Source organism: Thalassospira sp. MCCC 1A01428 (genome assembly GCF_002115825.1).
GTDB lineage: Bacteria > Pseudomonadota > Alphaproteobacteria > Rhodospirillales > Thalassospiraceae > Thalassospira.
On the sequence record NZ_JFJZ01000009.1, the window covers coordinates 120,035 to 142,972 of the forward strand.

Here is a 22,938-nt window from a genome sequence, read left to right on the forward strand (position 1 = left end):
GGGCGGCCCAAAACGCCACCCTCACCTTTCCTATGGTGAATATACGGAACGAAACAGACAGGAACACCGCCAGCCCGATGGCATGGGCGGTGTTCCCTTCATCATCATCTAGCCAAATGATTAAGGCTTAAAGTTTTTTCGCCGCGTCAAATACTTCCTTGCCCAGCGGGCCGGCTTCTTTCAGGAAGGAATCATATACCGGCTGGGAAACAGCACGCCACTGTTTCACTTCTTCGTCGGTTGGCGTGTAAATTGTCATCCCGGCTTCTTCAGATTCCTTGAATGCCTCGGCTTCAATCGCGCTCATCCGGTCGCGAACGTCCTTTTCGGCATCGCGCGCCGCAGCAGTAATAATACCACGCTGATCTTCGGTCAGGCCCTTCCAGAAATCGGTATTGATCATGACCAGAAACTCGACATCGGCCATGTTGGTAACGGTAACCGTGTCCATCACTTCCCACAATTTCCGCGATTTCACGCCGGAAATGCCGGTCATGCCCACATCAACCGTGCCACGCTGATAGGCCAGATACTGTTCCGAACCTGAAATAAGGGTCGGTGCGCCATTGGCCGCTTCAACAAACTGGCCCAGCGATTTGCCAAATACACGTACTTTTTTACCTTCAAGGTCTTTCGGTGTGTGGATCGGCGCACCTTTGGACAGCATCACAGTGCCGCCATATGCCTGCCACCACAAAACCGTCGATCCGGTATCGGCAATGGCTTTGTCAAGCGGGCCACGTACCGGTGAGTCCGGCGCGACTGCGGCACGCACCTTTGCCTCGGAATCAATCAGGAACGGCTGATAAAAAACGTCAACAGCGGGCACATCACCAGCATAACGTGTTAGCGAGGCCGAACCCATTTCAATAGACCCGGAACCAACCGCGCTGGGAATTTCCTTGTCTTTATACAGGGTCGCTGAATCATAAATTTCGACAGAAATATCGCCGTTCGATTTTTCTTCTACTTCTTTTTTAAACAGCTCAAGGTTCTGAACAATGTGGCTTTTCGGCGGAAGCTGCGATGCAATCCGCAAGGTAACATCGGCGGCCTGTGCTGCCCCGCTCACTCCTACCGCTGCCATCAAGGCAGCGACCATGGCAATTTTTTTCATGATGAACGCCCTCTGAGTTTTTTAATTACAATCAATTCCAATCCTGCGCGAAGATGGTCTAAATTACCCCTTTTGTTCAACATCTTTTCGCCCTTCTGATAAATTTTACAAATTGGCGGCACTTACGGTTGAACGTGGCCCTGCAACGAAAACGCCGTGAACTTCAAACATGTCCTTCCCGTTGAAACACCTGCTACCGTTACGGCATGCTGGTTTGTAAATTAATCTAGTGCGCGAACGGGTCCGGGATCTGTGCCGCAAGGTCGCTTTTGCGCACCAGCTCCAGAAAGGCAACCGCAGCAGGCGACAATGTCCTGCCAGACCGCCAGATAAGGCCGATATCACGTAATAATTCCGGTTGGCCCAGCGGCCGAAATATAAGCGGCTCGCGCCCTAATACCGGCAAGGTCAGGGCGGGTAATGCGGTTACCCCCAACCCTTGCGATACAAATGCCCCTGCTGTTGCCAGATGCGATACTTCAAACCGGGGCCGAAACAGCAATCCCTGCTGGGCGCAGGCGGCATCGGTCAATGTTCGCACACTGGTGCCCGTCGCCATCGCCACAAAAGGCTGATTCACCAGTTCATGCCAGCCATATGTCCGGCGTTCCTCCAGCGGTCCGCCCGCTGCCCCCACGGCAACAAAGCGGTCGGTTAACAGTTTTTGAAACGATAACCGTTCCGAAACCTCAACCGCACCGGCGGTAAATCCAAGGTCGGCTTCGCCCAGTTCCACTTCCCGAATAATACCGTTCGAAAGCACATCATTAATCTGTACATCGACATCCGGGTGCGCATCCAGAAACTGCTGCACCAGTTTGGGCAATAACCCTGCCGTTACCGATGGCAACCCGGCAATGGTTAACCGCCCCCGTCGTGCCGCCTGATAAGCTGCAAATTCAAGCATGGCATTTTCGGTGGTGTTTAAAATGCGTTCTGCCAATCGCAAAAAAACCTGCCCTTGCGGGGTCAGTGCGACATTGCGGGTATCGCGGTCAAACAGGCGGCTACCTACACGGTTTTCAAGACGGGTAATCTGGCGGCTTAACGCCGATGGCGACATGCCAACATCTTCAGCGGCCGTTCGAAAACTGCCCATGTCCACCAGGGCCCGAAAGGCCCGCATTTCGTCAATATCGGCATTGATGCGTTTCATGCATCAATTATCGCGTTTTTTTCACTTCAGGCAATAAAATATATCAGGCACACTTTTGAACATTACGAATAACAAAACCAATAATCTGTCGTAATAAACAGAAAAGCCCGCCAGCCGGGCACTCGGGAGGAATAATTATGAAACTCAAATCACTTGCGCTTGCGGGCGCGTTGGCCATTGGCCTGTCTTTTCCCGCCATGGCCCAGCAAAAACTGCTTGTTGGCTCCACCTCTGCCTCGTCCAGCCACTATGGTTATTTCGTTGCCGTTTCCAAACTGATCAACGAAAAGGCCGATGGTCTGGAAGCCTCGGTTGTTGAAACCGGCGCCACGATGGATAATTTACGTCGCATTGAACGCAACCAGATCGACCTTGGCCTTGTCACCACCAATGTGGCACAGCACGCAGTGGCCGGAACCAACAAATTTGAGGGCCATCCGCTCGATATCGGGTTGTTGTGGGTTTATACAGGTGCGCCACAAAACGTTATTGTTCGCGAAGATTCCGGTGTCAAATCCCTGACCGATCTGGCGAAAGTCCGCTTTAACCCCGGCATCAAGGGGTCTGCCACCGAAAGCACCACGGAAGCTGTCTTTAAGACCCTGGGTCTGACGGCCGATTATGTCCGTGGCTCTACCACCGATGTTGTCGACATGATCAAGGATAACCGTCTGGCGGGTTATGTAAAATCCGGTGCTGGCGAAAAACTCGATAGTTCCACCATCGATATTGCCACCTTCACTCCGATCCGCGTTCTCAGCCTGACCGACGATCAAAAGAAAACGCTGACGGAAAAAATGCCCGACATTTCGCTGGTCGATATTCCTGCTGGCGCATCCGATGGCATCCCGGCCTATTCCACCTGGAGCTTTGGTGTCGGTGTCGCCGCGGGCATGAAACTGTCCGAAGATGCCGCCTATAAAATTGTTGATGCGATCATGTCCGACAAAACTGTTCAGGGCGAAGCCATGGCCAGCGTCAAGGGGGCCGATCTGGCAAAACTGACGTTACAATACGGCACCATCCCGTTTCATCCCGGGGCGGCCAAATGGTTCCGCGAACACGGGTACGATATTCCAGCCCGTCTGGACCCTGCCAAAAGCTGATCGTGCATAACCAACAATAATCATAACAATAAAAATAACGACCAACCGGGAGGAAATTCGCCATGCTGTTGCGTGTGCAAAACGGGCTTGCTGTGCTTGTGGGGGCTTTTGTCTTTTATACTGCCGCCTCTGGCCCATTTGAAAGTCTGATACAGCGTGCGATTTTCCTCGCCCTGGTGGTCTGTCTTGGTCTGGCGATCTATCCGCTGGGCAAGGATACAAAATGGCGGCCAATGGGGCTGTTGATCGACATCCTCATTGCTGCCCTTACGATCACCGCCTGTGGCTATATCGTTGTTAACTACGATAAAATCATGACCACCCTGCCCTGGGCCACACCCTATGACATGGTGCTAACAACCTGCCTTGTCATTTCGGTTCTTGAAATTGGTCGCCGGGCGGTTGGTATCATTTTTCCATTGCTGGTGGTCATTGGTCTTGCCTATGCCCTGTTTGGTCAAAACCTGCCGGGCATTCTGGGCCATCGCGGCTTTGACAGCGCCTTTGTCACCGAAACCATCTTTCTCGGCGATCTGGGTATCTGGGGCATGCTTACCGGCGTTGCCGCCACGGTCATTGCTGCGTTTGTGCTATTTGGTGCGCTTTTGCTTCATACTGGCGGCGGGCAAAGTTTTATGGACCTTGCCATGCGCATGGGCGGTCGCCAACCAGGCGGTGCTGCCAAAATCGCCACCATAGCCAGCGGCCTGTTTGGCATGATTTCCGGTTCTGCCGTTGCCAATGTCGCCACCACCGGCAATTTCACCATCCCGATGATGAAACGCCTTGGCTACCCTGCCCCGTTCGCGGCCGCGGTCGAGGCCGTTGCCTCCACCGGCGGGCAAATCGCCCCGCCGATTATGGGCGCTGCCGCCTTTGTGATGGCCGAAATTTTGGGTGTTTCCTATGTCGACATCATGGTCGCAGCCGTTATTCCGGCGCTGCTGTTTTATTTGTCAGTTTTTGTGACTGTACATATCATTTCGGTACGGCGCGGCTTGCGCCTTGTCCCCGATGATGAACTACCAGCCTGGTCGCATATTTTGCAATGGCGTCGCGTTCTGCCCATCATTGCTGCGCTTACCGGGCTGGGTATTGGCATTTTCATGGGCCGGTCGGTTGCTACATCTGCCTTTTATGGCATTGTCGGCCTGCTTATAGCCTTTGTTGTCACATCACTTGGCAAACTCACTGCGGCTGACATGGCCCAGCGTGTGATTGATGGCATCGCCGATGCCGGTAAGGGCATGGTCATTATCGGGGTGTTGCTGGCGGGGGCACAAATTCTGGTTTCCATGATCAACATGACCGGCATTGGCGTCTCGCTGAGTTCCATGATCGTTGCCATTGCCGGGAATTCCATTGTGCTGGTTGCGTTAATTGTTGCCCTTGTCTGTCTGATCATGGGCATGGGGCTGCCAACCACGGCGGCTTATGTTCTGGTTGCCGCGGTTTTGGCCCCCGCCATGATCAATGTTGGGGTTGATCCGTTAACAGCGCATCTGTTCGTGTTTTATTTCGCCACCATTTCCGTTATTACCCCGCCGGTTTGCGTGGCGGTTTTTGTCGGTTCCGGCATTGCCAATACAAATTGGTTGCCTGCAGCGGTCGAGGCGGTTCGCCTGGGTGCCGTCACCTATATCGTGCCGTTCCTGTTGCTGATTTATCCCGGCATGACAGGGCGTGGTGGTGTCCTTGAAATTGGCAATGCCTGCTTCTCGGGACTGGTGCTGGTCTTCGCCATTCCGGCCCTTTTGGGCGGGCAGCGGTTGCTGGGGCATGTCTGGCTGAATCGCGCCATTTTGCTGGTTTGCATCGCGCTTGCCATTTGGTCATTTGTGCTGGCACCCGTCATTGCCGTTGCCGTGTTGGCGGGGTGTTATTACTGGTCCCGTGCCCATAAACCGGCACAGGAGGCCAGGTCATGAAAACCCTGCGCATTGGTACCGGGGCCGGTTTTGCCGGCGACCGCATTGAACCTGCCGTCGAACTGGCGCAAAATGGCAATCTTGATTATCTGGTATTTGAATGCCTGGCCGAACGTACCATCGCCCTGGCCCAACAGGCCCGGATGGCCGACCCGAACGCCGGCTATGATCCCTTGCTGGAACGCCGGATGCGGGCGGTTTTACCCATTTGTCATCGCAACAAAACCCGTATCATTTCCAATATGGGGGCGGCCAATCCGGTTATGGCCGGTCAACGGACACTGGAAATCGCCCGTGAACTGGGGTTAACCGGCCTGCGCATTGCCGTGGTTTGCGGGGACGATGTTCACAACCAGCTTGATGCCAACACTTTCACCCTGATGGAAACCGGCGAAACACTGGCGGCCTTTAACAAACCGGTTATTTCGGCCAATGCCTATCTTGGCGCAGGGCCAATTGTTGACGCTTTGGCAAACGGTGCCGATATTGTTCTGACTGGCCGCGTGGCTGACCCGGCCATGTTTCTCGCCCCGCAAATTTACGAATTCGGCTGGTCGATGGATGACTGGCAAAAACTCGGGCGTGGCACATTGGTTGGGCATTTGCTGGAATGTGGCGGACAAATTACCGGCGGCTATTTCGCCGACCCCGGGGTAAAGGATGTGCCCGACATCGCCCGTTTGGGCTTTCCCCTTGCCGAAGTATCTGAAAATGGCGATGCCATCATCACCAAAACCCCCGGCACGGGCGGCATTGTCAGTGTTGCGACCTGCACCGAACAACTATTATACGAAGTCCACAACCCGGCCTGCTATTTACAACCCGACGTCATTGCCGATTTTTCCGGTGTGATGATTAAACAGGTCGCGCCAAACCGCATTGCCATTACCGGCGGATCTGGTCATGCCCGTACCGGCACACTGAAAGTTTCGGTTGGCTATGTCGATTCATTCATTGGCGAAGGGCAAATATCCTATGCCGGTGTGGGCTGTGTTGCGCGCGGTCGTCTCGCGCTCGATATCGTGCGCGAACGCCTGAAAATCACCGCAGTCGACTGTCAGGAAATACGCTGCGATCTGATAGGGCTCGATGCCGTTTTGGGGGCCTATACCGGCGATATCGCCACCATCCCCGAAATCCGCGCCCGCTTTACCGCCCGAACATCTTCGTTGGCTGATGCCCAACGGATCGGCGAAGAGGTCGAAAGCCTGTATCTGAATGGCCCGGCGGCAGGCGGCGGCGTCACCCGGTCCGCCCGGCAAATTGTTGGCATTGTATCAGGCCTGATCGACGAAACCCTGATCACACCAACCCTTACAATGCTGGAGGTTTAACCATGCGTCTGCACCAGATCGCCCATTGCCGCACCGGTGATAAGGGCAATATCTCCAACATTTCCGTCATTGCCTATGACAATCGTGATTTCGCAATGCTGGCAGATCTGCTGACACCGGCATATGTCAAACAGTGTCTCGTGGGCATCGCCAATGGTGCAGTAGAACGCTACGAATTGCCACAATTAGGGGCTTTGAACTTCGTTTTGCATAACGCCCTTGGCGGTGGCGTTACACGGTCTCTGGCACTTGATGCGCATGGCAAATGCCTGGCATCGGCCATGCTGGAAATTGAAATGCCGGGGCGTTAGGAAGTGAAGCATACCTGCAACGAATTTGTTGCGGCCCCCAAATCGCACCTGGCAAATGACGGCATTTTGACAGTTAAAAATTGCCGGATGCACCGCCGCCGCTACTTCCGCCGCTTCCGCTGCCGCCGTTAAAACCACCATCAATGCCGCCGTGATAATGATAATTGCGATTACGGTTTCCATGCGGAATTGCCTTCAAGACCTTAAAAAGCACCTGGCAGACAACAATGACAACCGAGCCAATACAGCCAGCAATTAGCCAATGAATTGCGACATATTCTTGCAAGCGATTTCGAATTGCGACAACAAGCGATAGAAAAACAACACTGCCTGCGAAAATTGGCCACTTATACCACTGCCAATAGGTGACATTAGCCCGGGTTGCGTCAATTATTTGCGCGACGCCATAGGTAATTCCCCCAATGTAATTTGCATCACTCAGGATCGGCGTAACGTTATCGACCACCTGCTTCATAACGGTGTCGTATAAGCCTGAATAACCCGCACCCATTTCAATCCGAACTTTGCGGTCTTCATCCGAAACGATAAACAACACACCCTTGTTTTCGGATTGAGAAATGTTCTTCCCGCCAATGTCAAAATCGCGAAAAACCTCGGTGGCAAAACCTTCCCAACTTTTCTGAGACGAAACCGCCTGATAGGAATGAACCGTCAGCACCGATATCTCCGTGCCGCTTTCTTGTTCGTAGTCTTGCAGGTCCCTGGTAAGGCTGGCTGTTACTGCAGGCGACAATAACCCGGCAAAATCATTTACATACCGGTCATATCGTTTTAACGAAAAGCGGTGAAGCGGCGCACGAAACCCCGGATAATCGGCAGAAAAATTATCTGCTGTTTCCAACATGTTCAGGGAACGACGCTGTACGATATCGACAATCAATTCGATTGCTTTGGCCATGTCGTTGTGCGTCAAAATCGGGCTGAACTGATAAATGCCAAGTTCCCGCCACTCGCCTTTGGCCAAACCAAATCCGTTACCATTTATGACCCGAACCGCTTTGTCTTCTTTTGAAAATATGACCAAAACAGCACGACCACCTGGGCGTTCCTCCGGCATCACTCCGGCGTATTTCTTAATGACTTCTTCCAGTGATTTGGTTCTGACCTGTTCCGCAAGGTTCTGTTCTTTGGCAAATGCCTGAGCCCTTTGTTTATACGAACTGGATTCTGTTTCCGTTTTACCCATGTTCCAGTCCCGGTAAGTATCGTCAAGCAATGCATCAATGCCCTCCTCGTTCTCCGGGAACTTTTCAACCGTCAGCACCGAAACTTCGATCTGTTCTTTATCTTCAAATGCCTTCAGGGACGACGTAAGGGCACCCGCTTTCTGTTGTGTAAGAAGAGACGCATAATCATTGACATAACGTGCCGTGCGCTCGTAAGCCGCCGCATTTGCAACATCAAGAACAGCTAGCAAAAACGCCAGCACAAGAAGCATAAATGCGGAATTTTTAACGATATTTTTGATCCAGCCGCCAGCCTGCTCCGGCATTGTCACCGCAATGGGTTTCAGGCGGCATGGCACGAATATCGGCTGCAAATGCATTCTCCACTTCGTAAATCAATACATCTGCACGCAAATTTACGGGCCAGACAGACCAACAGTTAACAGCACACCTTCTTGGCGCGTCAGCTTAAAATACAACCAAAAACATTCAACCAAAAGAAATTACACCGTTAAATGATTCCCCCTTCATCAACATGATGAGAACGAGTTCAACCCCGGCAATCGTTTCGTCAGGAAAATTACGCATAAAATTTCGTTTATGAAAATTTTTCAGTGCTTTCTCATACGAAATTCGCATCTCGCCCTGAATGTTCAACATCCCCGGCGAATGGTGAATACGCGGCCAGGTATCCTCGACGACGTAAATATGACCTGCCCTACCCCTTACCATGTCGCGATTACATCTGTTTTCCCGTGTTCTGGCAGCAACGTCCTGATGAACGTTCGTTTGCTGGTCGCACATGGTAAGAAGGGGTTTTATTGCACAAAATCCACCGAATCCTGGTTCGTTTCGCATCATGAAACTAACATAACTAATTGAAAAATATGATTATTTATAAAACTGAGATTTCGACAATGCCATGCTCGCGGATCAATTCTCCGCAACAAACTTACAAAAGCACACACCCTCGGCAGGGTCCAAAAATGAAATATCGGCGCGATCTGTTATTTTCACTTTCCAACGATTCCAGTGAAAATTCGGCCGATTACACACCGTCTCACGTCCGTTATGCCGGAAAAACGCATAAATTTCTGAATCAAAAAATAGTTCAGGAACAATATGTTGAAAGAACGAAAAAGCACGGCAAAGCTGAAAATTTCGCGAATGAAATATTTTCACTTGCGTTTAATTTCTCTTGTTTGTAACGTTTGTGAAAATAAAGAACGACAGTTAACACCAGCTGTCAACAATCCGGGCAATCAGGGAGGAACAGGTTGCTCACTTCAGACACATATGACGTGGCCATTATTGGCGGCGGCATCAATGGCGCAGGCATTGCGCGGGATGCAGCAGGACGCGGGCTTAAGGTTTTTCTGTGCGAAAAGAACGACCTTGCTTCCGCCACGTCTTCGGCCAGCACCAAGCTCATTCATGGTGGCTTGCGCTATCTGGAATATTATGAATTCCGGCTGGTGCGCGAAGCCCTGATCGAACGCGAAGTTCTGCTAAACGCTGCCCCGCATATCATCTGGCCGTTGCGCTTTGTTCTGCCGCATGTCAAAGGCTTGCGGCCGGCATGGATGATCCGTCTTGGTCTGTTTCTTTATGACCATCTCGGGGGCCGCAAAAAACTGCCTGCGTCACAAGGTGTGCGTTTGGCCGCCCACCCTGCCGGGGCGCCACTGGCACCGGGCACGAACAAGGCCTTTGTTTATTCCGATTGCTGGGTACAGGATGCCCGCCTTGTTGTTCTAAATGCAATCGATGCCCAGGAACGCGGTGCTGAAATCAATGTTGGCACCGAATGCCTTTCTGCCCGGCGCGACGGTGACTTATGGATTGTCACCGTGCGTCAAAACGGAACAGAACGGCAAATTCGGGCCAGGTCCCTGGTTAATGCCGCCGGGCCATGGTGTGCCGAATTGCTGGAAAACAAGGTCGATGCCCATAAAAAACAGGGCATTCGTCTGGTGCAGGGCAGCCACATTGTTGTACCCAAACTGTTTGATCACGATTATTGCTATATTTTCCAAAATCCCGACGGGCGCATTGTTTTTGCTATTCCCTATGAACAGGATTTCACCCTGATCGGCACTACCGATCGCGATTATAAGGGTGATCCCGCAAAAGTTGCCATCAGCGATGGTGAAATTTCCTATTTGTGCGAACTGGCAAACACCTATTTCGCCCATAAGATAACGCCTGCCAATGTTGTCTGGTCCTATTCCGGGGTGCGCCCGCTTTATGGCAATGCCGACGAAGACGCCTCCGCCGTCACCCGCGATTACGTTCTGGAAATTGACCAGAAAAACGACGAAGCCCCGCTGCTTAACATTTATGGCGGCAAAATAACCACCTATCGCAAACTGGCAGAATCCGCCCTTGCCCGCCTTTCACCCTATCTGGGCAATTCCCGGGGCCCCTGGACAAGCGGCACCCCGCTTCCGGGCGGCGATATGCCGGATGGCAATTTTGATGCCTATTTTGCCGCAATGCAGCAACGATTTTCCTGGCTTCCTGCTGCACAGCTCTACCGTTACGTGCGAAATTACGGCACACTGACCAACAGAATAATCGCTGATGCATCAGATATTTCCGGTCTGGGCCTGCATCTGGGGAATGACGTTTACGAAAACGAACTGCGCTATCTGGTTCAACATGAATGGGCTCGCTGCGCGGAAGACGTTTTGTGGCGGCGTTCCAAACTCGGCTTGCATGTTTCAGGGGATACCGCATCCGCCATTGCCAACTGGTTTGTTAAAACCGCCCCCTCCATCCTAACCGCCCCAATGGGCGAAGGAAATGAAGACAAATGACCCTAACACTTGAAAATATTACCAAAACCATGGGAGGTGTCACCCATATCGACGATGTGTCGATGACGCTGGAACCGGGTTCGTTCAATGTTTTGCTGGGCCGAACCCTGGCGGGGAAAACCACATTGATGCGGATCATGGCCGGGCTGGAACCGCCCAGCAGCGGACGTATCCTGGTGAATGATGCCGATGTGACCGGCCAGCGTGTGCAAAAACGCAATATTGCGATGGTCTATCAGCAATTTATCAATTACCCGTCGATGAATGTGTATGACAACATCGCATCGCCGTTAAAATTGCAGGGCACTGACAAGGCCGAAATTGACCGCCGGGTGCGTTCGACAGCTGCATTAATGCATATCGAACATCTGCTGGACCGTTTGCCACAGGAACTCTCGGGCGGGCAACAACAGCGCACTGCCATGGCCCGCGCCATGGTCAAGGATTGCACGCTTCTTTTGCTCGACGAGCCACTGGTGAACCTGGATTATAAATTGCGCGAAGAACTGCGCGAAGAAATCCCAAACCTGTTGGCCGAACGCGACACCATTGTGGTTTATGCCACAACCGAACCGATGGAAGCCCTGCTTTTGGGCGGCAAATGCGCTGTTATGCATGAAGGCCGTGTCACCCAGTTTGGCCCCACCACCAGTGTTTTTCATAATCCGGCCACGGTTGAAACCGGTCTGATTTTTTCCGATCCCCCCATTAACCTTATCCCGGCCCATATCAGCAACGACACATTGTCGCTTGCCAGCGGTCATACCATTCCGCTTTCCGGGCATTTGTCGGGTTTAAACACCGGCAACTGCACTGTTGGCGTCCGGGCCAATCATTTATCCGTGGTTAATCCCGGCGCGCATGCCGTTGCCTTGCAAGGACATGTTGAACTGGCTGAAATCACCGGGTCTGAAACCTTTGTTCATGTGCATTTTAGCGACGTCTCCTGGGTTATTCAGGAAGAAGGCGTTCACAATCCGCGCCTGGGCGAAACATCTACTTTCTATCTCGATCCGTCACGCCTGTTTGTTTTTGATGCCGATAACCGGCTGAAGGCCGCCCCACCTGTTGAAATCGCAAACGGCAAGGCCGCCTGAGCCCGGAGACGTAAAATGGCACGTATTGATCTTAATAACCTGGCCCATTCCTATTTCCCGGACCCGAAAGGCGACGAGGACTATGCCCTGCGCCGTATGGAGCATGTCTGGGAAGATGGTGGCGCCTATGCTTTGCTTGGCCCGTCGGGGTGTGGCAAAACAACATTGCTCAACATTATTTCCGGCCTGCTCACACCATCCCACGGCAAAGTTCTGTTTGATGGCAAAGATGTTACCAATCTGGCCCCGGAACAGCGCAACATTGCCCAGGTTTTTCAGTTTCCAGTCATTTATGACACAATGACAGTTTTTGAAAACCTTGCATTCCCGTTGCGCAATCGTGGTATTGCCGAAACACAGGTTAAAACCCGCGTTCACGAAATTGCCGATATGCTCGACTTAACCGGCAAGCTGAAACAAAAGGCGCGTGGTCTTGGGGCCGATGAAAAACAGACCATTTCGCTGGGCCGTGGCCTGGTGCGCGATGATGTCTCAGCCATTCTGTTTGACGAACCGCTTACCGTGATCGACCCGCACCTGAAATGGGTGCTGCGTCGCAAACTTAAGGAAATTCATAATAAACTGCGCCCGACGATGGTTTATGTCACCCACGACCAGATCGAGGCCCTGACATTTGCCGACAAGGTTGTCGTCATGTATGGCGGCAAGGTCGTGCAGCTTGGCACCCCGCAGGAACTGTTTGAAAACCCGGCCCACACCTTTGTCGGTTATTTCATCGGCAGCCCCGGCATGAACATTATGCCCTGCAATATAGATGCCGGTGCCGCCTGGATCGATGGGCAGCGCATTGCCCTGTCCGACACGCAACTGGCCGCGCTTGGCAACGCATCGGGCAAACTTGAACTTGGCATCCGCCCCGAATTTGTTCGCCTTGAAAGCGAAAACGCCACCGTCGGCGACGACGGCATTCCCGTCAATATCGTCAAGGTCGAAGACCTCGGGCAGTATAAAATCGCCACCACCCGGTTTGGCAACGCCGAGCTAAAGGTAAAGGTTGGTGAAGACCAGCAAGTTGTCGGGCAAAGCGGTGTTCTGCGATTGCCGCAAGAATGGACCAAAATCTATGCCGACAGTCAGCTGGTCGCGTAAGGGGGGCTTGGAAAATGAATAAAATCACCAATAACAAAGCCTGGTTTCTGGTGCTGCCGGTATTTTGCATCGTCGCGATTAGCGCGATCATTCCGCTAATGACGGTGGTAAACTATTCGGTACAGGACATTTTCGGGCCAGACAGCCGGTTCTTTGTCGGCACTGAATGGTTCCAGCAGGTTCTTGATGACAGTCGCCTGCACGAAGCCCTGCTACGCCAGATCGGCTATACTTTCAGCGTTCTTTTAATCGAAATTCCACTGGGCATTGGTGTTGCCTTAACCTTGCCGCGCAAGGGCTGGGGCGTCTCGGCCTGTATGGTGCTGCTGGCATTGCCGCTTCTTATTCCCTGGAATGTCGTGGGCACGATCTGGCAAATCTTTGGTCGTGCCGATATCGGCCTGGGCGGCTATATCCTCAACATGCTGGGCGTAAGTTATAACTACACCCAAAGCTCGGTTGATGCCTGGTTGACGGTTCTGGTGATGGATGTCTGGCACTGGACCAGCCTGGTTGTGTTGCTGTGTTATGCCGGTTTGCGCTCTATTCCCGATGCCTATTATCAGGCTGCCAAAATTGATGGTGCATCACGCTGGGCGGTTTTCCGGTTCATTCAATTGCCAAAAATGCAGTCGGTTCTGGTGATTGGCGTGCTGTTACGCTTCATGGACAGCTTCATGATTTACACCGAACCCTTTGTTTTAACGGGCGGCGGTCCGGGTAATGCCACCACTTTCCTAAGCCAGTATTTAACACGCATGGCGGTGGGCCAGTTTGATCTTGGTCCGGCGGCGGCATTCTCGCTGATCTATTTCCTGATTATTCTACTGGTTTGCTGGGTTTTCTACACCGTCGTTATGAACGCCGGACAGCGGGAGGAACAATAAAATGAAGTTCCAGAAACGTCACATCGCCCTTTTGGTTTACATTCTGTTCCTGTTGTTGCCAATTTACTGGCTGTTCAACATGTCGATCAAAACCAATACCGAAATTCTCGGGTCCATGACCCTGTTTCCCGATAACCCGACTTTGGCAAACTACGCCACCATCCTGACCGATCCGGCATGGTATTCGGGCTATATCAATTCGATGATCTATGTTGCGATCAACGTGGTGATTTCGCTGGTGGTGGCATTACCTGCAGCCTATGCGTTTTCGCGCTATAATTTTACCGGCGATAAACATCTGTTTTTCTGGCTTTTGACCAACCGCATGGCACCGCCTGCTGTATTTCTGTTGCCATTTTTTCAGTTGTACTCATCGGTCGGGCTGTTTGACACGCACATCGCGGTAGCCCTCGCACATTGTCTGTTTAACGTGCCACTTGCCGTCTGGATCCTCGAAGGTTTCATGTCGGGCATTCCCAAGGAAATCGACGAAACCGCCTATATTGACGGTTATTCTTTCCCGCGTTTCTTTGCCACCATCTTCATTCCGCTCATTCGGTCGGGCATCGGGGTAACGGCATTCTTCTGCTTCATGTTCAGCTGGGTGGAATTGCTGCTGGCGCGCACCCTAACCTCGGTTAACGCCAAACCGATTGTTGCGACCATGACCCGTACGGTTTCGGCATCGGGGCTGGATTGGGGCGTGCTTGCGGCCGCTGGCGTGTTGACGATTGTTCCAGGGGCGCTGGTGATCTGGTTTGTGCGTAATTACATCGCCAAAGGCTTCGCGATGGGCCGGGTCTGATCGGTACAGAAAGGAATTAAAACAATGTCATGGATGGCCTGGACACCGGTTACAGCGGGTTTCTTCATCTGTATCGCCCTAATGCTGATTGGCATGGGAATTTGGCAGGCAGTTTCGCCTACCATTCCGCGCCGGGGCTTTTTGCCGCTGGTTACCACACGGGGCGATCGCCTTTTCATTAGCCTTCTTGGCGCGGCTTATATTCATCTTGCCTGGCTTGCTGTTACCGACACAACGGTCCTGGTCGCATCGGGTATTGCGATCGTCTGGCTGCTTGTCGTGATGCGCTGGGGTTAATCATCGGGTGTTTGCGCTGTGTCCTACACCAGTGCAAACACCTTTCAGTCTTCACCATGGCGGGCATCGGTCTTCCCCCGTTCTGGTGTGCCGGATTCAAAGCTGGCAATTTAATGGAAGACCAACAGGGAGGAACGACATGATCGTTACAGCCAAAGGCTCCTCTGCCGTTATCAGGGGTAGCGCAGTTGCAATCGCACTGGGTTTGGCAGTTCTTGCCAACCCGGCGATGGCCGACCAGTATACCGATGCGGCAAAAAAGTGGGTCGATAGTGAATTTCAACCCTCAAGCCTTAGTAAAGAAGACCAGATGAAAGAAATGGAATGGCTGATTAAAGCAGCCGAACCATTTCGCGGTATGGAAATCAATGTGGTGTCAGAAACCCTGACCACGCATGAATATGAATCCAAAACGCTGGCAAAGGCCTTTTCCGAAATCACCGGGATCAAGCTGACCCATGACCTGATCGGCGAAGGCGACGTCATTGAAAAATTGCAAACCCAGATGCAATCTGGCCGCAATATCTATGATGCCTATATCAATGACTCTGATCTGATCGGCACGCATTTCCGCTATAATGCCGTTGTACCGCTCAGCGATTTCATGGATGGCGAAGGCAAGGATGTCACCTCGCCAACGCTGGATCTGAAGGACTTTATCGGTCTGTCCTTCACCACTGGCCCGGATGGCAAACTCTACCAGCTTCCCGACCAGCAGTTCGCCAACCTTTACTGGTTCCGCTACGACTGGTTCCAGCGCGAAGACCTGCAAAAGCAGTTCAAGGAAAAATACGGCTATGATCTGGGCGTGCCGGTTAACTGGTCTGCCTATCAGGATATCGCCGAATTCTTTACCAATGACGTCAAGGAAATCGACGGTCACAAAGTCTATGGCCATATGGATTATGGCAAAAAAGACCCGTCCCTTGGCTGGCGCTTTACCGATGCGTGGCTGTCAATGGCTGGCGAAGGCGACAAGGGCCTGCCGAACGGCCTGCCGGTTGACGAATGGGGCATCCGCGTTGACGGTTGCGCACCGGTTGGTGCCAGTGTCACCCGTGGTGGTGCCACCAACAGCCCGGCATCTGTTTATGCTTTGACCAAATATATCGATTGGCTCAAGGCTTATGCACCGCCTGAAGCTGCCGGTATGACCTTTAGCGAAGCTGGCCCGGTTCCGGCACAGGGCAACATCGCCCAGCAGATCTTCTGGTATACCACCTTTACCGCTGACATGGTGAAGGAAGGCATCCCCGTTGTGGACGATAAGGGCATGCCGAAATGGCGTATGGCCCCCTCGCCGCACGGCCCGTATTGGGAAGAAGGCATGAAACTGGGCTATCAGGATGTGGGTTCCTGGACGCTGATGAAGTCCACCCCGCTTGAACGCCGCAAGGCTGCCTGGCTGTATGCCCAGTTCGTAACCTCCAAATCGGTTTCGCTGAAAAAGACCCTGACCGGTCTGACCCCGATCCGTCAGTCTGACCTGGACACCCAGGCCATGACCGACATCGCCCCGAAATGGGGTGGTCTGGTTGAATTCTATCGCAGCCCGGCGCGTGTTGCCTGGTCGCCGACCGGTACCAACGTGCCTGACTATCCGAAACTGGCACAGCTTTGGTGGCAGAACGTGGCCGAAGCCGTTACCGGCGAACGGACCCCGCAGGAAGCCATGGACAACCTTGCCAATTCGATGGACCGCGTGATGGAACGTCTTGGTCGTGCCGGTATCGGTGGCGATTGCGCCCCGAAACTGAACGAGGAAAAAGACGCCCAGTACTGGTTTGACCAGCCCGGTGCGCCGAAACCGAAAATCGATAACGAAAAGCCCCAGGGCGAGACCGTCAAATATGACGATCTGATCCAGGCCTGGCGTGAAGGTCGGGCAAACTAACAGCCCGAAACATCTACAGGTTAAGCCGAAGAAAACACCCTTCGGCTTAACCGCCTTATCAATATTCCGACATCACACCGTCATCCGTCCCGATCGCGTAACATATTCATAATCTGGCTATTACGCGGCCCTGCTTTGGCAGGCACCACCCAAGACATTCGGCAAACCGGATGCACCGTACCTGAAAGACCAGGGAAAGCCGATCACCGCCATATCAAATATGCGGGCTCGACAGGGAGGAATTCATGAAAACAGCCACATCTGCGCTGCGCCCGTCGGGTGCGGTTACAACAAACCTGCCTTCCAACATGTCGAAAAAATCGTCGCGGGGGCCAAAACCCCGGCGCAAGGGTATTGCCCTTGGTATTCAGGGCCGCCTGATGGCCTCGTTTGCCGTCATTCTGATCCTTGCCAGCATTTCATCGGTTGTCGCATGGGTGTCTTTTGGCAATACGCGCCAACTGGTTGGCGAAATTGCCACCAACAGTTTGCCTGCCATTATCAAACAAATGGAACTGGCAATGGATGGCACCGGTCTGGCCGCACAGGCGCCGGTTCTGGCGGCTTCGCGCAATGCCGATGACCTGGCCGCCACCGAACAACGCCTTGATGCGTTAATCGAAAGTGCGCGTGCCCGCCTGGCCGACATTGCAGCTGCGCCCAATGCAGCAATCCGCAATACACCCTCCCTGGACGATCTTAAAACCCGCCTTGACGATATTGTTGCCCGGCGTCAAACCCTGCAAAACCTTACCGAAACCCGCCTTGCCCTTAAAAAACAGCGTGGCGATCTGACCCTGGATATGGTGTACGCCTATGCCGACCTGTCCGATTATCTAAGCCCGCTGATCGAGGTTACAGATATCGATGTATCACGGGGTATCAGCCGGGTTGCGGGTGCCGATGGCAATGCCGCCAACGCCCTGAAAGAAACCATCGCCTTTTCACAATTGCTGGCCGATATCCGCGCGAATGTAAACCTTGCCTTTGGCATGCTTACCGCTGCCATTGCCGTGCCTGAGGGGGACGCAATGGACGAGGTTCGCAACAAATGGAACTGGGCCGAACTACGCATTACCGATGCGCTGGCCAAACTGCCCGACAATGACGACGGCAACAAAATCCGCGATCTTGCCAAAACCCTGCTGGCTTTTGGCAAAGGCGATGATGGTGTTTTTGCCCTGCGTGAAACCGAATGGTCAAATCAGTCCCAAACCCAGCAAACCCTGAACGCGACCCTTGCCAGTTCCGAACAACTAGGTGCCAGCATTGCCGAACTTGTCGGTGCCAAACGGGCCGAAATTGATGCCAAAGCCGCCAATACCCTGCAAAAGGTCGCCCGGGATCAACGCATCATCGCTCTTATCGGCGTTGCTGTCATTGTTGTCTCGTTACTGGTTCTGGTTTTTTATGTACGCGGTAACCTTATTAAACGGTTATTGCGCGTCATTGCGGGGTTGCGCCAGGTTGCCAATGGCAATCTCGATGCCGAAGTTAACGATAATGGCCGCGATGAAATTGGCATTATGGCCGAAATTTTGCGCCAGTTTCGTGCAACCGCCCTTTCCGCACGCGCGGCCGAACAACAGGTTGCCCGTGAACGTGCCGCCGCCGAAGACGAAAAACGCGCTACCATGCTGGCCCTCGCCGATGCATTCGAGGCTTCCATATCAAGTGTCGCCAAACATGTCTCGACCGAAGCCGAGGACATTCAGGCAACGTCAAACCATGTTCGGGATCGCGCCGAAATTGCATCGGGGAATGCCACCGGGGTGGCCGGGGCATCCGAAGAAATTTCCATCAATATGGCCTCGGTTTCCCATGCCACACAATCCCTGTCAGATCGGGTCCGCGACACCGGCGAACGCGCCCGCCAATCGTTAAATGCGGCGCAAAATGCGGTTGATACGGCTGGCCAAACCAACGAAACCATGCGTGAACTTGAAACCGGTGCCAATGAAATCGGCGAAATCCTGAGTCTCATTCAGGATATCGCAGCCCAAACCAACCTGCTTGCCCTTAATGCCACTATCGAGGCGGCCCGTGCAGGCGATGCTGGCAAGGGTTTTGCCGTGGTCGCAAGCGAGGTTAAAAACCTTGCCAGTCAAACCGGTGCCGCCACCGACCGCATTGCACGGCGTATCAGCGATATTCAATCCACCACCAGTGTGGCAGTACAAGCCATTGCCACCATCGGCCAAAGCATTTCGGGCATCCACGATACCGTCAACGAAATGTCACAGGCCGTGGGCGAACAACAAAATTTCGTTACCGAAATCGCCACGAATGTTGAACAATCAGCCCTTGCAGCACAGGAAATGAACGCTACAATCGCGCAGGTCAGCAGTTCTGCCGACGATAACCTTGCCGCTATGGATGGTTTGCAACTGGCAACAACCCGCTTGCGCCATCAGTCCGACGATCTGTCGGCCCGGGTGCGCGAATTTTTAAATTCCATTCGCGCCGAACACAGCATTTCCACGCCCGGCCACAACACATGATCCCAGCCACCATGACCCCGCAGGAAACACCATGAAACGTACTTTTACAGCAACCCTTGGCAAAACGGCTTTTGCGGGTGTCCTGTTTTTGACTTTTTCCGGCGTTGCAATCGCCGCCTCCTCGCTTGATGACGGGGTAAATGCCTATCGCAATGGCGATTTCAAAAAATCAGCCAGCGTTTTTACGCCTTTGGCCCGAAATGGCAATGCAACAGCGCAATATCTGCTGTCCTGCCAAATGATCAACGGCATTGGTATCCCCGCCGATCAGGATTCCGGTTGGGAAATGCTGGACCATGCCGCACAGGCGGGCCACCCCGATGCCGAGATTTTGCAGGCTCGCCGCCTTGAGGCATTGCAAGGGTCCCGCCACGATATTCATACCCTATATGAAAATGCAGCCAACAAGGGCAGCGCCCAGGCGTCGATGTGGCTGGCCCTGGATAATTTGCAAAATGACCGCAAAGAAGACGCCCGACAACACCTGGATAACGCCTGGGCTGCCGGCGACCCCCGTGCTGCCACCATGATCGCCACCCGTTTCACCACCGACCCGGTCGAGCGTGAAAGATGGCTTACCCAGGCTGCCGAACATGGCGAATTACACGCAGCGGCCTATCTCGCACAGGATTATGAAAAATCCGATGACCGCGTCAAAGCTGTTGGCTGGTGTGCTGTTGCATCCGGTTTGCCTGGCCATAACGCCAATATCGACTGGAAAAAAATTGGCACCGCAATTACCAAAAACTGCGCCCATCTTGATGCCGATATGAAACCCGAAGCCCGCGCGACCAACCGCGAAAAAGTCGACACTTTCCTGCATGATTTTTTCGCCAGTTACCAACCGTGGCAACCGTGGCGCCCTTGTGTGGTTAAACCACAATAAACTGCCCGCACACGACAGCAAACATACCAGTACAGCACCGTCGCACGGGCAACTTTATCGCATTTGCAAAAGCTGTCCGCGCCCTGCGACGTGCTTTCAATAAATAACGATACAGCGTTCTGCCCAAATGTTTCGTACGGATGGCAATATGTCCGCAATACGCGCCCGCTCACCTGGCGGGCGTTTTTCCTTCCTTATAATCAAACAAGAAATACGGCATGTGTCGGCGGCATTAATGTGTTTTGCCCGCCAATAATGCTGGCACAGTTTTTATCGCCCCTGATATGCGCAACCTGTCGCACAAAGGCGGTTTTGCAGCACTCATTGCGCAACACCTGTTGCATTTCATGCAACAGGATAAACATATAAGTATCTGAAAATATTAAATTGTTTTTTGGCACAGCAGTTGCAATTCATGGTTTTACCTCAGGGAGGAAAGTTTGAGGAAACCATGAAAAAAATAGGCATAATTGCCAATCCAGTCTCGGCCCGGGATATTCGACGGGTCATATCACATGCGGGCAACCTGCCCATCAATGGCCGTGCCAATATCGTATTGCGCATGTTGGCTGCTCTTGGCGCAACCGGTGTCGAGGATGTGTTGATGATGCCGGAAAATAGCGGCATCCGGTTTCATTTGATGCGCAGCATCGAACGCGAACGCAAAATGGGCCATCACGGGTTCCCGCGCGTTTCCTATATCGACATGCCTGTTACCATGACGGCAAATGATAGTGCGCGTGCCGCCACCATCATGGCCAAACAGGACGTTGCCGCCATTATCGTATTGGGCGGCGATGGCACCCACCGGGTCGTTTTGCAGGCATGCGCCGATATTCCCGTTGCAGGTGTGTCAACCGGCACCAACAATGCCTTTCCCGATTTGCGCGAACCTACCATTACCGGCCTGGCTGTTGGCCTGGCCGCCACAGGCAAGGTGCCCGCCGATCTGGCCTATCAAGCCAATAAATGGCTGGAAATTTCGGTAAATGGCGACCGGCATATTGCACTGGTTGATATGGCGGTGGTCGATGATCGATTTGTTGGCGCGCGTGCGATTTGGAAAACACAAAGTTTCCGCGATCTTTTTGTCACCTTTGGCCTGCCCGGTGCCATTGGCATGTCGTCTATCGTCGGCTTGACCGCCCCGGTTGATCGCTATGAACCCGAAGGCCGACATATCGTTTTATCCCCCGATGCCGACCGGATTTTAAACGCCCCGATTGCGCCCGGGCTGATGGAAAAAGTCGGCATTCAATCCATCAGTAAAATGACACCTGACAGCGTTCATGCCCCGTCAATCCCGGCGGGAACACTGGCCTTTGATGGCGAACGCGAAGTTACCTTTGATCAGGATGACGAGATTTCGGTGCGGCTGGTCGCCAATGCCTTTCGCACCATCAATGTCCCGGCATGTATGCGTTTTGCCGCCCAGGCCGGGCTTTTTATCCAAACCAGAAACTGAAAACAAACACAGGGAGGTTCTCCTCATGTCCAGTCCATTCCCGTTGCCCAAAGAACGGCTGTTGGATGCCTATCGCAAAATGAAAACGATCCGCGATTTTGAGGAACGTTTGCATGTGGATTTCGCCCGTGGCGAAATTCCCGGCTTTGTTCACCTCTATGCCGGTGAGGAAGCCGCAGCCGTTGGCATCATGATGCATTTGCATGACCGCGACCGCATTGCCTCCACCCATCGCGGGCATGGTCACTGCATTGCCAAGGGCGTTGATGTCAAGGCAATGATGGCCGAAATTTACGGCAAAGCCACCGGGTGTTGTGGCGGCAAAGGCGGGTCGATGCACATCGCCGATCTTAGCCTCGGCATGATGGGCGCCAATGGCATTTTGGGGGCTGGTGCCCCGCTGGCCTGTGGCGCGGCACTTGCGGCACAAAAACTGGGCCATGACGGCATTGGCATTACCTTTTTTGGTGATGGTGCGGCCAACCAGGGCACAGTTTTGGAAAGCATGAATTTGGCCGCAATCTGGAACCTGCCGGCGATTTTTGTTGTCGAAAATAACGGCTATGCCGAGGCCACATCGGTTGATTACGCGACCGCATCCGATAGTTATGTTGACCGTGCCGCCGGGTTCGGCATGCCGGGCATTACCGTGGATGGCATTGATTTCTTTGCCGTGTTTGAAGCGGCGGGTGAAATCATCAAACGTGCGCGCGAAGGGGCGGGTCCGACCTTGCTGGAATGCAAAACCGTGCGGTTTTTCGGCCATTTCGAAGGTGATGCCCAAACCTACAAGGCCCCGGGCGAGAACGAGCATAACCGCGAACATAATGACTGCCTGAAACTGTTTCGCGCCAAAGTCACCGATGCCGGTGTCATCACCGCAGCCGAATTTGATGCCATTGATGACGAAGTTGGCAAGCTGATTGACGAAGCCGTCGAACTTGCCATTGCCGCCCCCGAACCCGGGGCCGCCAAGTTAACCACCGACGTCTATGTGAACTGAGCCAGGGCCGAACGGCCAGAGGAAACGGCCCTGAA

20 protein-coding genes are annotated in these 22,938 nt (G+C 53.2%); 15 read left to right on the forward strand and 5 right to left on the reverse strand.

All coding sequences use genetic code 11. The features are described 5' to 3' along the window. Window positions 1-127: 127 nt before the first annotated feature. Window positions 128-1,117, reverse strand: coding sequence for a TRAP transporter substrate-binding protein DctP (gene dctP, locus THS27_RS09935; protein ID WP_085590342.1), 990 nt, complete (start codon window positions 1,115-1,117; stop codon window positions 128-130). 226 nt (window positions 1,118-1,343) lie between these two features. After that, window positions 1,344-2,273, reverse strand: a complete 930-nt coding sequence (locus THS27_RS09940) for a LysR family transcriptional regulator (protein ID WP_085590344.1) — start codon at window positions 2,271-2,273, stop codon at window positions 1,344-1,346. Between the two features lie 137 nt (window positions 2,274-2,410). Between THS27_RS09940 and THS27_RS09945 the strand changes: the two genes are divergently transcribed. From THS27_RS09945 to THS27_RS09960, 4 genes are all read left to right on the forward strand, one after another. Continuing rightward, window positions 2,411-3,379: a TAXI family TRAP transporter solute-binding subunit gene (locus THS27_RS09945; RefSeq protein WP_085590346.1), complete on the forward strand. Its 969-nt coding sequence runs from the start codon at window positions 2,411-2,413 to the stop codon at window positions 3,377-3,379. Between the two features lie 62 nt (window positions 3,380-3,441). Then, entirely contained in the window at window positions 3,442-5,307 is a 1,866-nt protein-coding gene (locus THS27_RS09950) for a TRAP transporter fused permease subunit (RefSeq protein ID WP_085590348.1), read from the forward strand. Then, complete coding sequence (locus tag THS27_RS09955; protein WP_085590349.1) at window positions 5,304-6,641, forward strand: acyclic terpene utilization AtuA family protein; 1,338 nt, start codon at window positions 5,304-5,306, stop codon at window positions 6,639-6,641. The genes THS27_RS09950 and THS27_RS09955 overlap by 4 nt, the downstream gene beginning before the upstream one ends. Window positions 6,642-6,643: 2 nt before the next feature. Further along, entirely contained in the window at window positions 6,644-6,952 is a 309-nt protein-coding gene (locus THS27_RS09960; RefSeq protein WP_085590351.1) for a hypothetical protein, read from the forward strand. Between the two features lie 73 nt (window positions 6,953-7,025). Here THS27_RS09960 and THS27_RS09965 read toward each other — a convergent pair whose 3' ends face one another. The 3 genes from THS27_RS09965 to THS27_RS26630 form a co-directional block, all read right to left on the reverse strand. Next, window positions 7,026-8,465 carry a TPM domain-containing protein gene (locus THS27_RS09965; protein WP_371455425.1) on the reverse strand — a complete coding sequence of 480 codons (1,440 nt, stop codon included), beginning with the start codon at window positions 8,463-8,465 and terminating at the stop codon, window positions 7,026-7,028. Then, the gene (locus THS27_RS27585) at window positions 8,425-8,553 is read right to left on the reverse strand and encodes a hypothetical protein (RefSeq protein WP_256376780.1); all 129 of its coding nucleotides are present in this window, start codon (window positions 8,551-8,553) and stop codon (window positions 8,425-8,427) included. The genes THS27_RS09965 and THS27_RS27585 overlap by 41 nt, the downstream gene beginning before the upstream one ends. A gap of 75 nt (window positions 8,554-8,628) precedes the next feature. Continuing rightward, window positions 8,629-9,000: a hypothetical protein gene (locus tag THS27_RS26630; protein WP_139835538.1), complete on the reverse strand. Its 372-nt coding sequence runs from the start codon at window positions 8,998-9,000 to the stop codon at window positions 8,629-8,631. Between the two features lie 416 nt (window positions 9,001-9,416). Between THS27_RS26630 and glpD the strand changes: the two genes are divergently transcribed. The 11 genes from glpD (at window position 9,417) to THS27_RS10025 (ending at window position 22,903) form a co-directional block, all read left to right on the forward strand. Continuing rightward, entirely contained in the window at window positions 9,417-10,958 is a 1,542-nt protein-coding gene (gene glpD / locus THS27_RS09975; protein ID WP_085590356.1) for a glycerol-3-phosphate dehydrogenase, read from the forward strand. Continuing rightward, a complete protein-coding gene (locus tag THS27_RS09980; RefSeq protein ID WP_085590358.1) occupies window positions 10,955-12,055 on the forward strand; it encodes an ABC transporter ATP-binding protein in 1,101 nt (366 codons plus the stop codon). The genes glpD and THS27_RS09980 overlap by 4 nt, the downstream gene beginning before the upstream one ends. Window positions 12,056-12,070: 15 nt before the next feature. Then, on the forward strand, window positions 12,071-13,165 hold the full coding sequence (locus THS27_RS09985; RefSeq protein WP_085590360.1) for an ABC transporter ATP-binding protein: 1,095 nt from the start codon (window positions 12,071-12,073) through the stop codon (window positions 13,163-13,165). Window positions 13,166-13,179: 14 nt separating this feature from the next. Beyond that, window positions 13,180-14,052, forward strand: coding sequence for a carbohydrate ABC transporter permease (locus THS27_RS09990; protein WP_085590362.1), 873 nt, complete (start codon window positions 13,180-13,182; stop codon window positions 14,050-14,052). 1 nt (window position 14,053) lies between these two features. Next, window positions 14,054-14,857 (forward strand): carbohydrate ABC transporter permease, encoded by an 804-nt coding sequence (locus tag THS27_RS09995; RefSeq protein ID WP_085590363.1) that lies wholly within the window; start codon window positions 14,054-14,056, stop codon window positions 14,855-14,857. Between the two features lie 24 nt (window positions 14,858-14,881). Next, window positions 14,882-15,154, forward strand: a complete 273-nt coding sequence (locus THS27_RS10000; protein WP_085590365.1) for a DUF2160 domain-containing protein — start codon at window positions 14,882-14,884, stop codon at window positions 15,152-15,154. 139 nt (window positions 15,155-15,293) lie between these two features. Further along, entirely contained in the window at window positions 15,294-17,048 is a 1,755-nt protein-coding gene (locus tag THS27_RS10005) for an ABC transporter substrate-binding protein (RefSeq protein WP_085590367.1), read from the forward strand. A gap of 245 nt (window positions 17,049-17,293) precedes the next feature. After that, window positions 17,294-19,549, forward strand: coding sequence for a methyl-accepting chemotaxis protein (locus THS27_RS10010; protein ID WP_085590369.1), 2,256 nt, complete (start codon window positions 17,294-17,296; stop codon window positions 19,547-19,549). A gap of 31 nt (window positions 19,550-19,580) precedes the next feature. Continuing rightward, entirely contained in the window at window positions 19,581-20,435 is an 855-nt protein-coding gene (locus THS27_RS10015) for a tetratricopeptide repeat protein (RefSeq protein ID WP_246832918.1), read from the forward strand. Between the two features lie 451 nt (window positions 20,436-20,886). Next, entirely contained in the window at window positions 20,887-21,900 is a 1,014-nt protein-coding gene (locus THS27_RS10020) for an ATP-NAD kinase family protein (RefSeq protein ID WP_085590371.1), read from the forward strand. 25 nt (window positions 21,901-21,925) lie between these two features. Next, window positions 21,926-22,903: a thiamine pyrophosphate-dependent dehydrogenase E1 component subunit alpha gene (locus tag THS27_RS10025; RefSeq protein WP_085590373.1), complete on the forward strand. Its 978-nt coding sequence runs from the start codon at window positions 21,926-21,928 to the stop codon at window positions 22,901-22,903. Window positions 22,904-22,938 lie beyond the last annotated feature (35 nt).

Excerpts from the sequence above, each read along its gene's own strand:
- dctP (WP_085590342.1), bottom strand. The coding sequence starts at position 1,117 with ATGAAAAAAATTGCCATGGTCGCTGCCTTGATGGCAGCGGTAGGAGTG.
- THS27_RS09940 (WP_085590344.1), bottom strand. The coding sequence starts at position 2,273 with ATGAAACGCATCAATGCCGATATTGACGAAATGCGGGCCTTTCGGGCC.
- THS27_RS09945 (WP_085590346.1), top strand. The coding sequence starts at position 2,411 with ATGAAACTCAAATCACTTGCGCTTGCGGGCGCGTTGGCCATTGGCCTG.
- THS27_RS09950 (WP_085590348.1), top strand. The coding sequence starts at position 3,442 with ATGCTGTTGCGTGTGCAAAACGGGCTTGCTGTGCTTGTGGGGGCTTTT.
- THS27_RS09955 (WP_085590349.1), top strand. The coding sequence starts at position 5,304 with ATGAAAACCCTGCGCATTGGTACCGGGGCCGGTTTTGCCGGCGACCGC.
- THS27_RS09960 (WP_085590351.1), top strand. The coding sequence starts at position 6,644 with ATGCGTCTGCACCAGATCGCCCATTGCCGCACCGGTGATAAGGGCAAT.
- THS27_RS09965 (WP_371455425.1), bottom strand. The coding sequence starts at position 8,465 with ATGCCGGAGCAGGCTGGCGGCTGGATCAAAAATATCGTTAAAAATTCC.
- THS27_RS26630 (WP_139835538.1), bottom strand. The coding sequence starts at position 9,000 with ATGATGCGAAACGAACCAGGATTCGGTGGATTTTGTGCAATAAAACCC.
- THS27_RS09980 (WP_085590358.1), top strand. The coding sequence starts at position 10,955 with ATGACCCTAACACTTGAAAATATTACCAAAACCATGGGAGGTGTCACC.
- THS27_RS09985 (WP_085590360.1), top strand. The coding sequence starts at position 12,071 with ATGGCACGTATTGATCTTAATAACCTGGCCCATTCCTATTTCCCGGAC.
- THS27_RS09990 (WP_085590362.1), top strand. The coding sequence starts at position 13,180 with ATGAATAAAATCACCAATAACAAAGCCTGGTTTCTGGTGCTGCCGGTA.
- THS27_RS09995 (WP_085590363.1), top strand. The coding sequence starts at position 14,054 with ATGAAGTTCCAGAAACGTCACATCGCCCTTTTGGTTTACATTCTGTTC.
- THS27_RS10000 (WP_085590365.1), top strand. The coding sequence starts at position 14,882 with ATGTCATGGATGGCCTGGACACCGGTTACAGCGGGTTTCTTCATCTGT.
- THS27_RS10005 (WP_085590367.1), top strand. The coding sequence starts at position 15,294 with ATGATCGTTACAGCCAAAGGCTCCTCTGCCGTTATCAGGGGTAGCGCA.
- THS27_RS10010 (WP_085590369.1), top strand. The coding sequence starts at position 17,294 with ATGAAAACAGCCACATCTGCGCTGCGCCCGTCGGGTGCGGTTACAACA.
- THS27_RS10015 (WP_246832918.1), top strand. The coding sequence starts at position 19,581 with ATGAAACGTACTTTTACAGCAACCCTTGGCAAAACGGCTTTTGCGGGT.
- THS27_RS10020 (WP_085590371.1), top strand. The coding sequence starts at position 20,887 with ATGAAAAAAATAGGCATAATTGCCAATCCAGTCTCGGCCCGGGATATT.
- THS27_RS10025 (WP_085590373.1), top strand. The coding sequence starts at position 21,926 with ATGTCCAGTCCATTCCCGTTGCCCAAAGAACGGCTGTTGGATGCCTAT.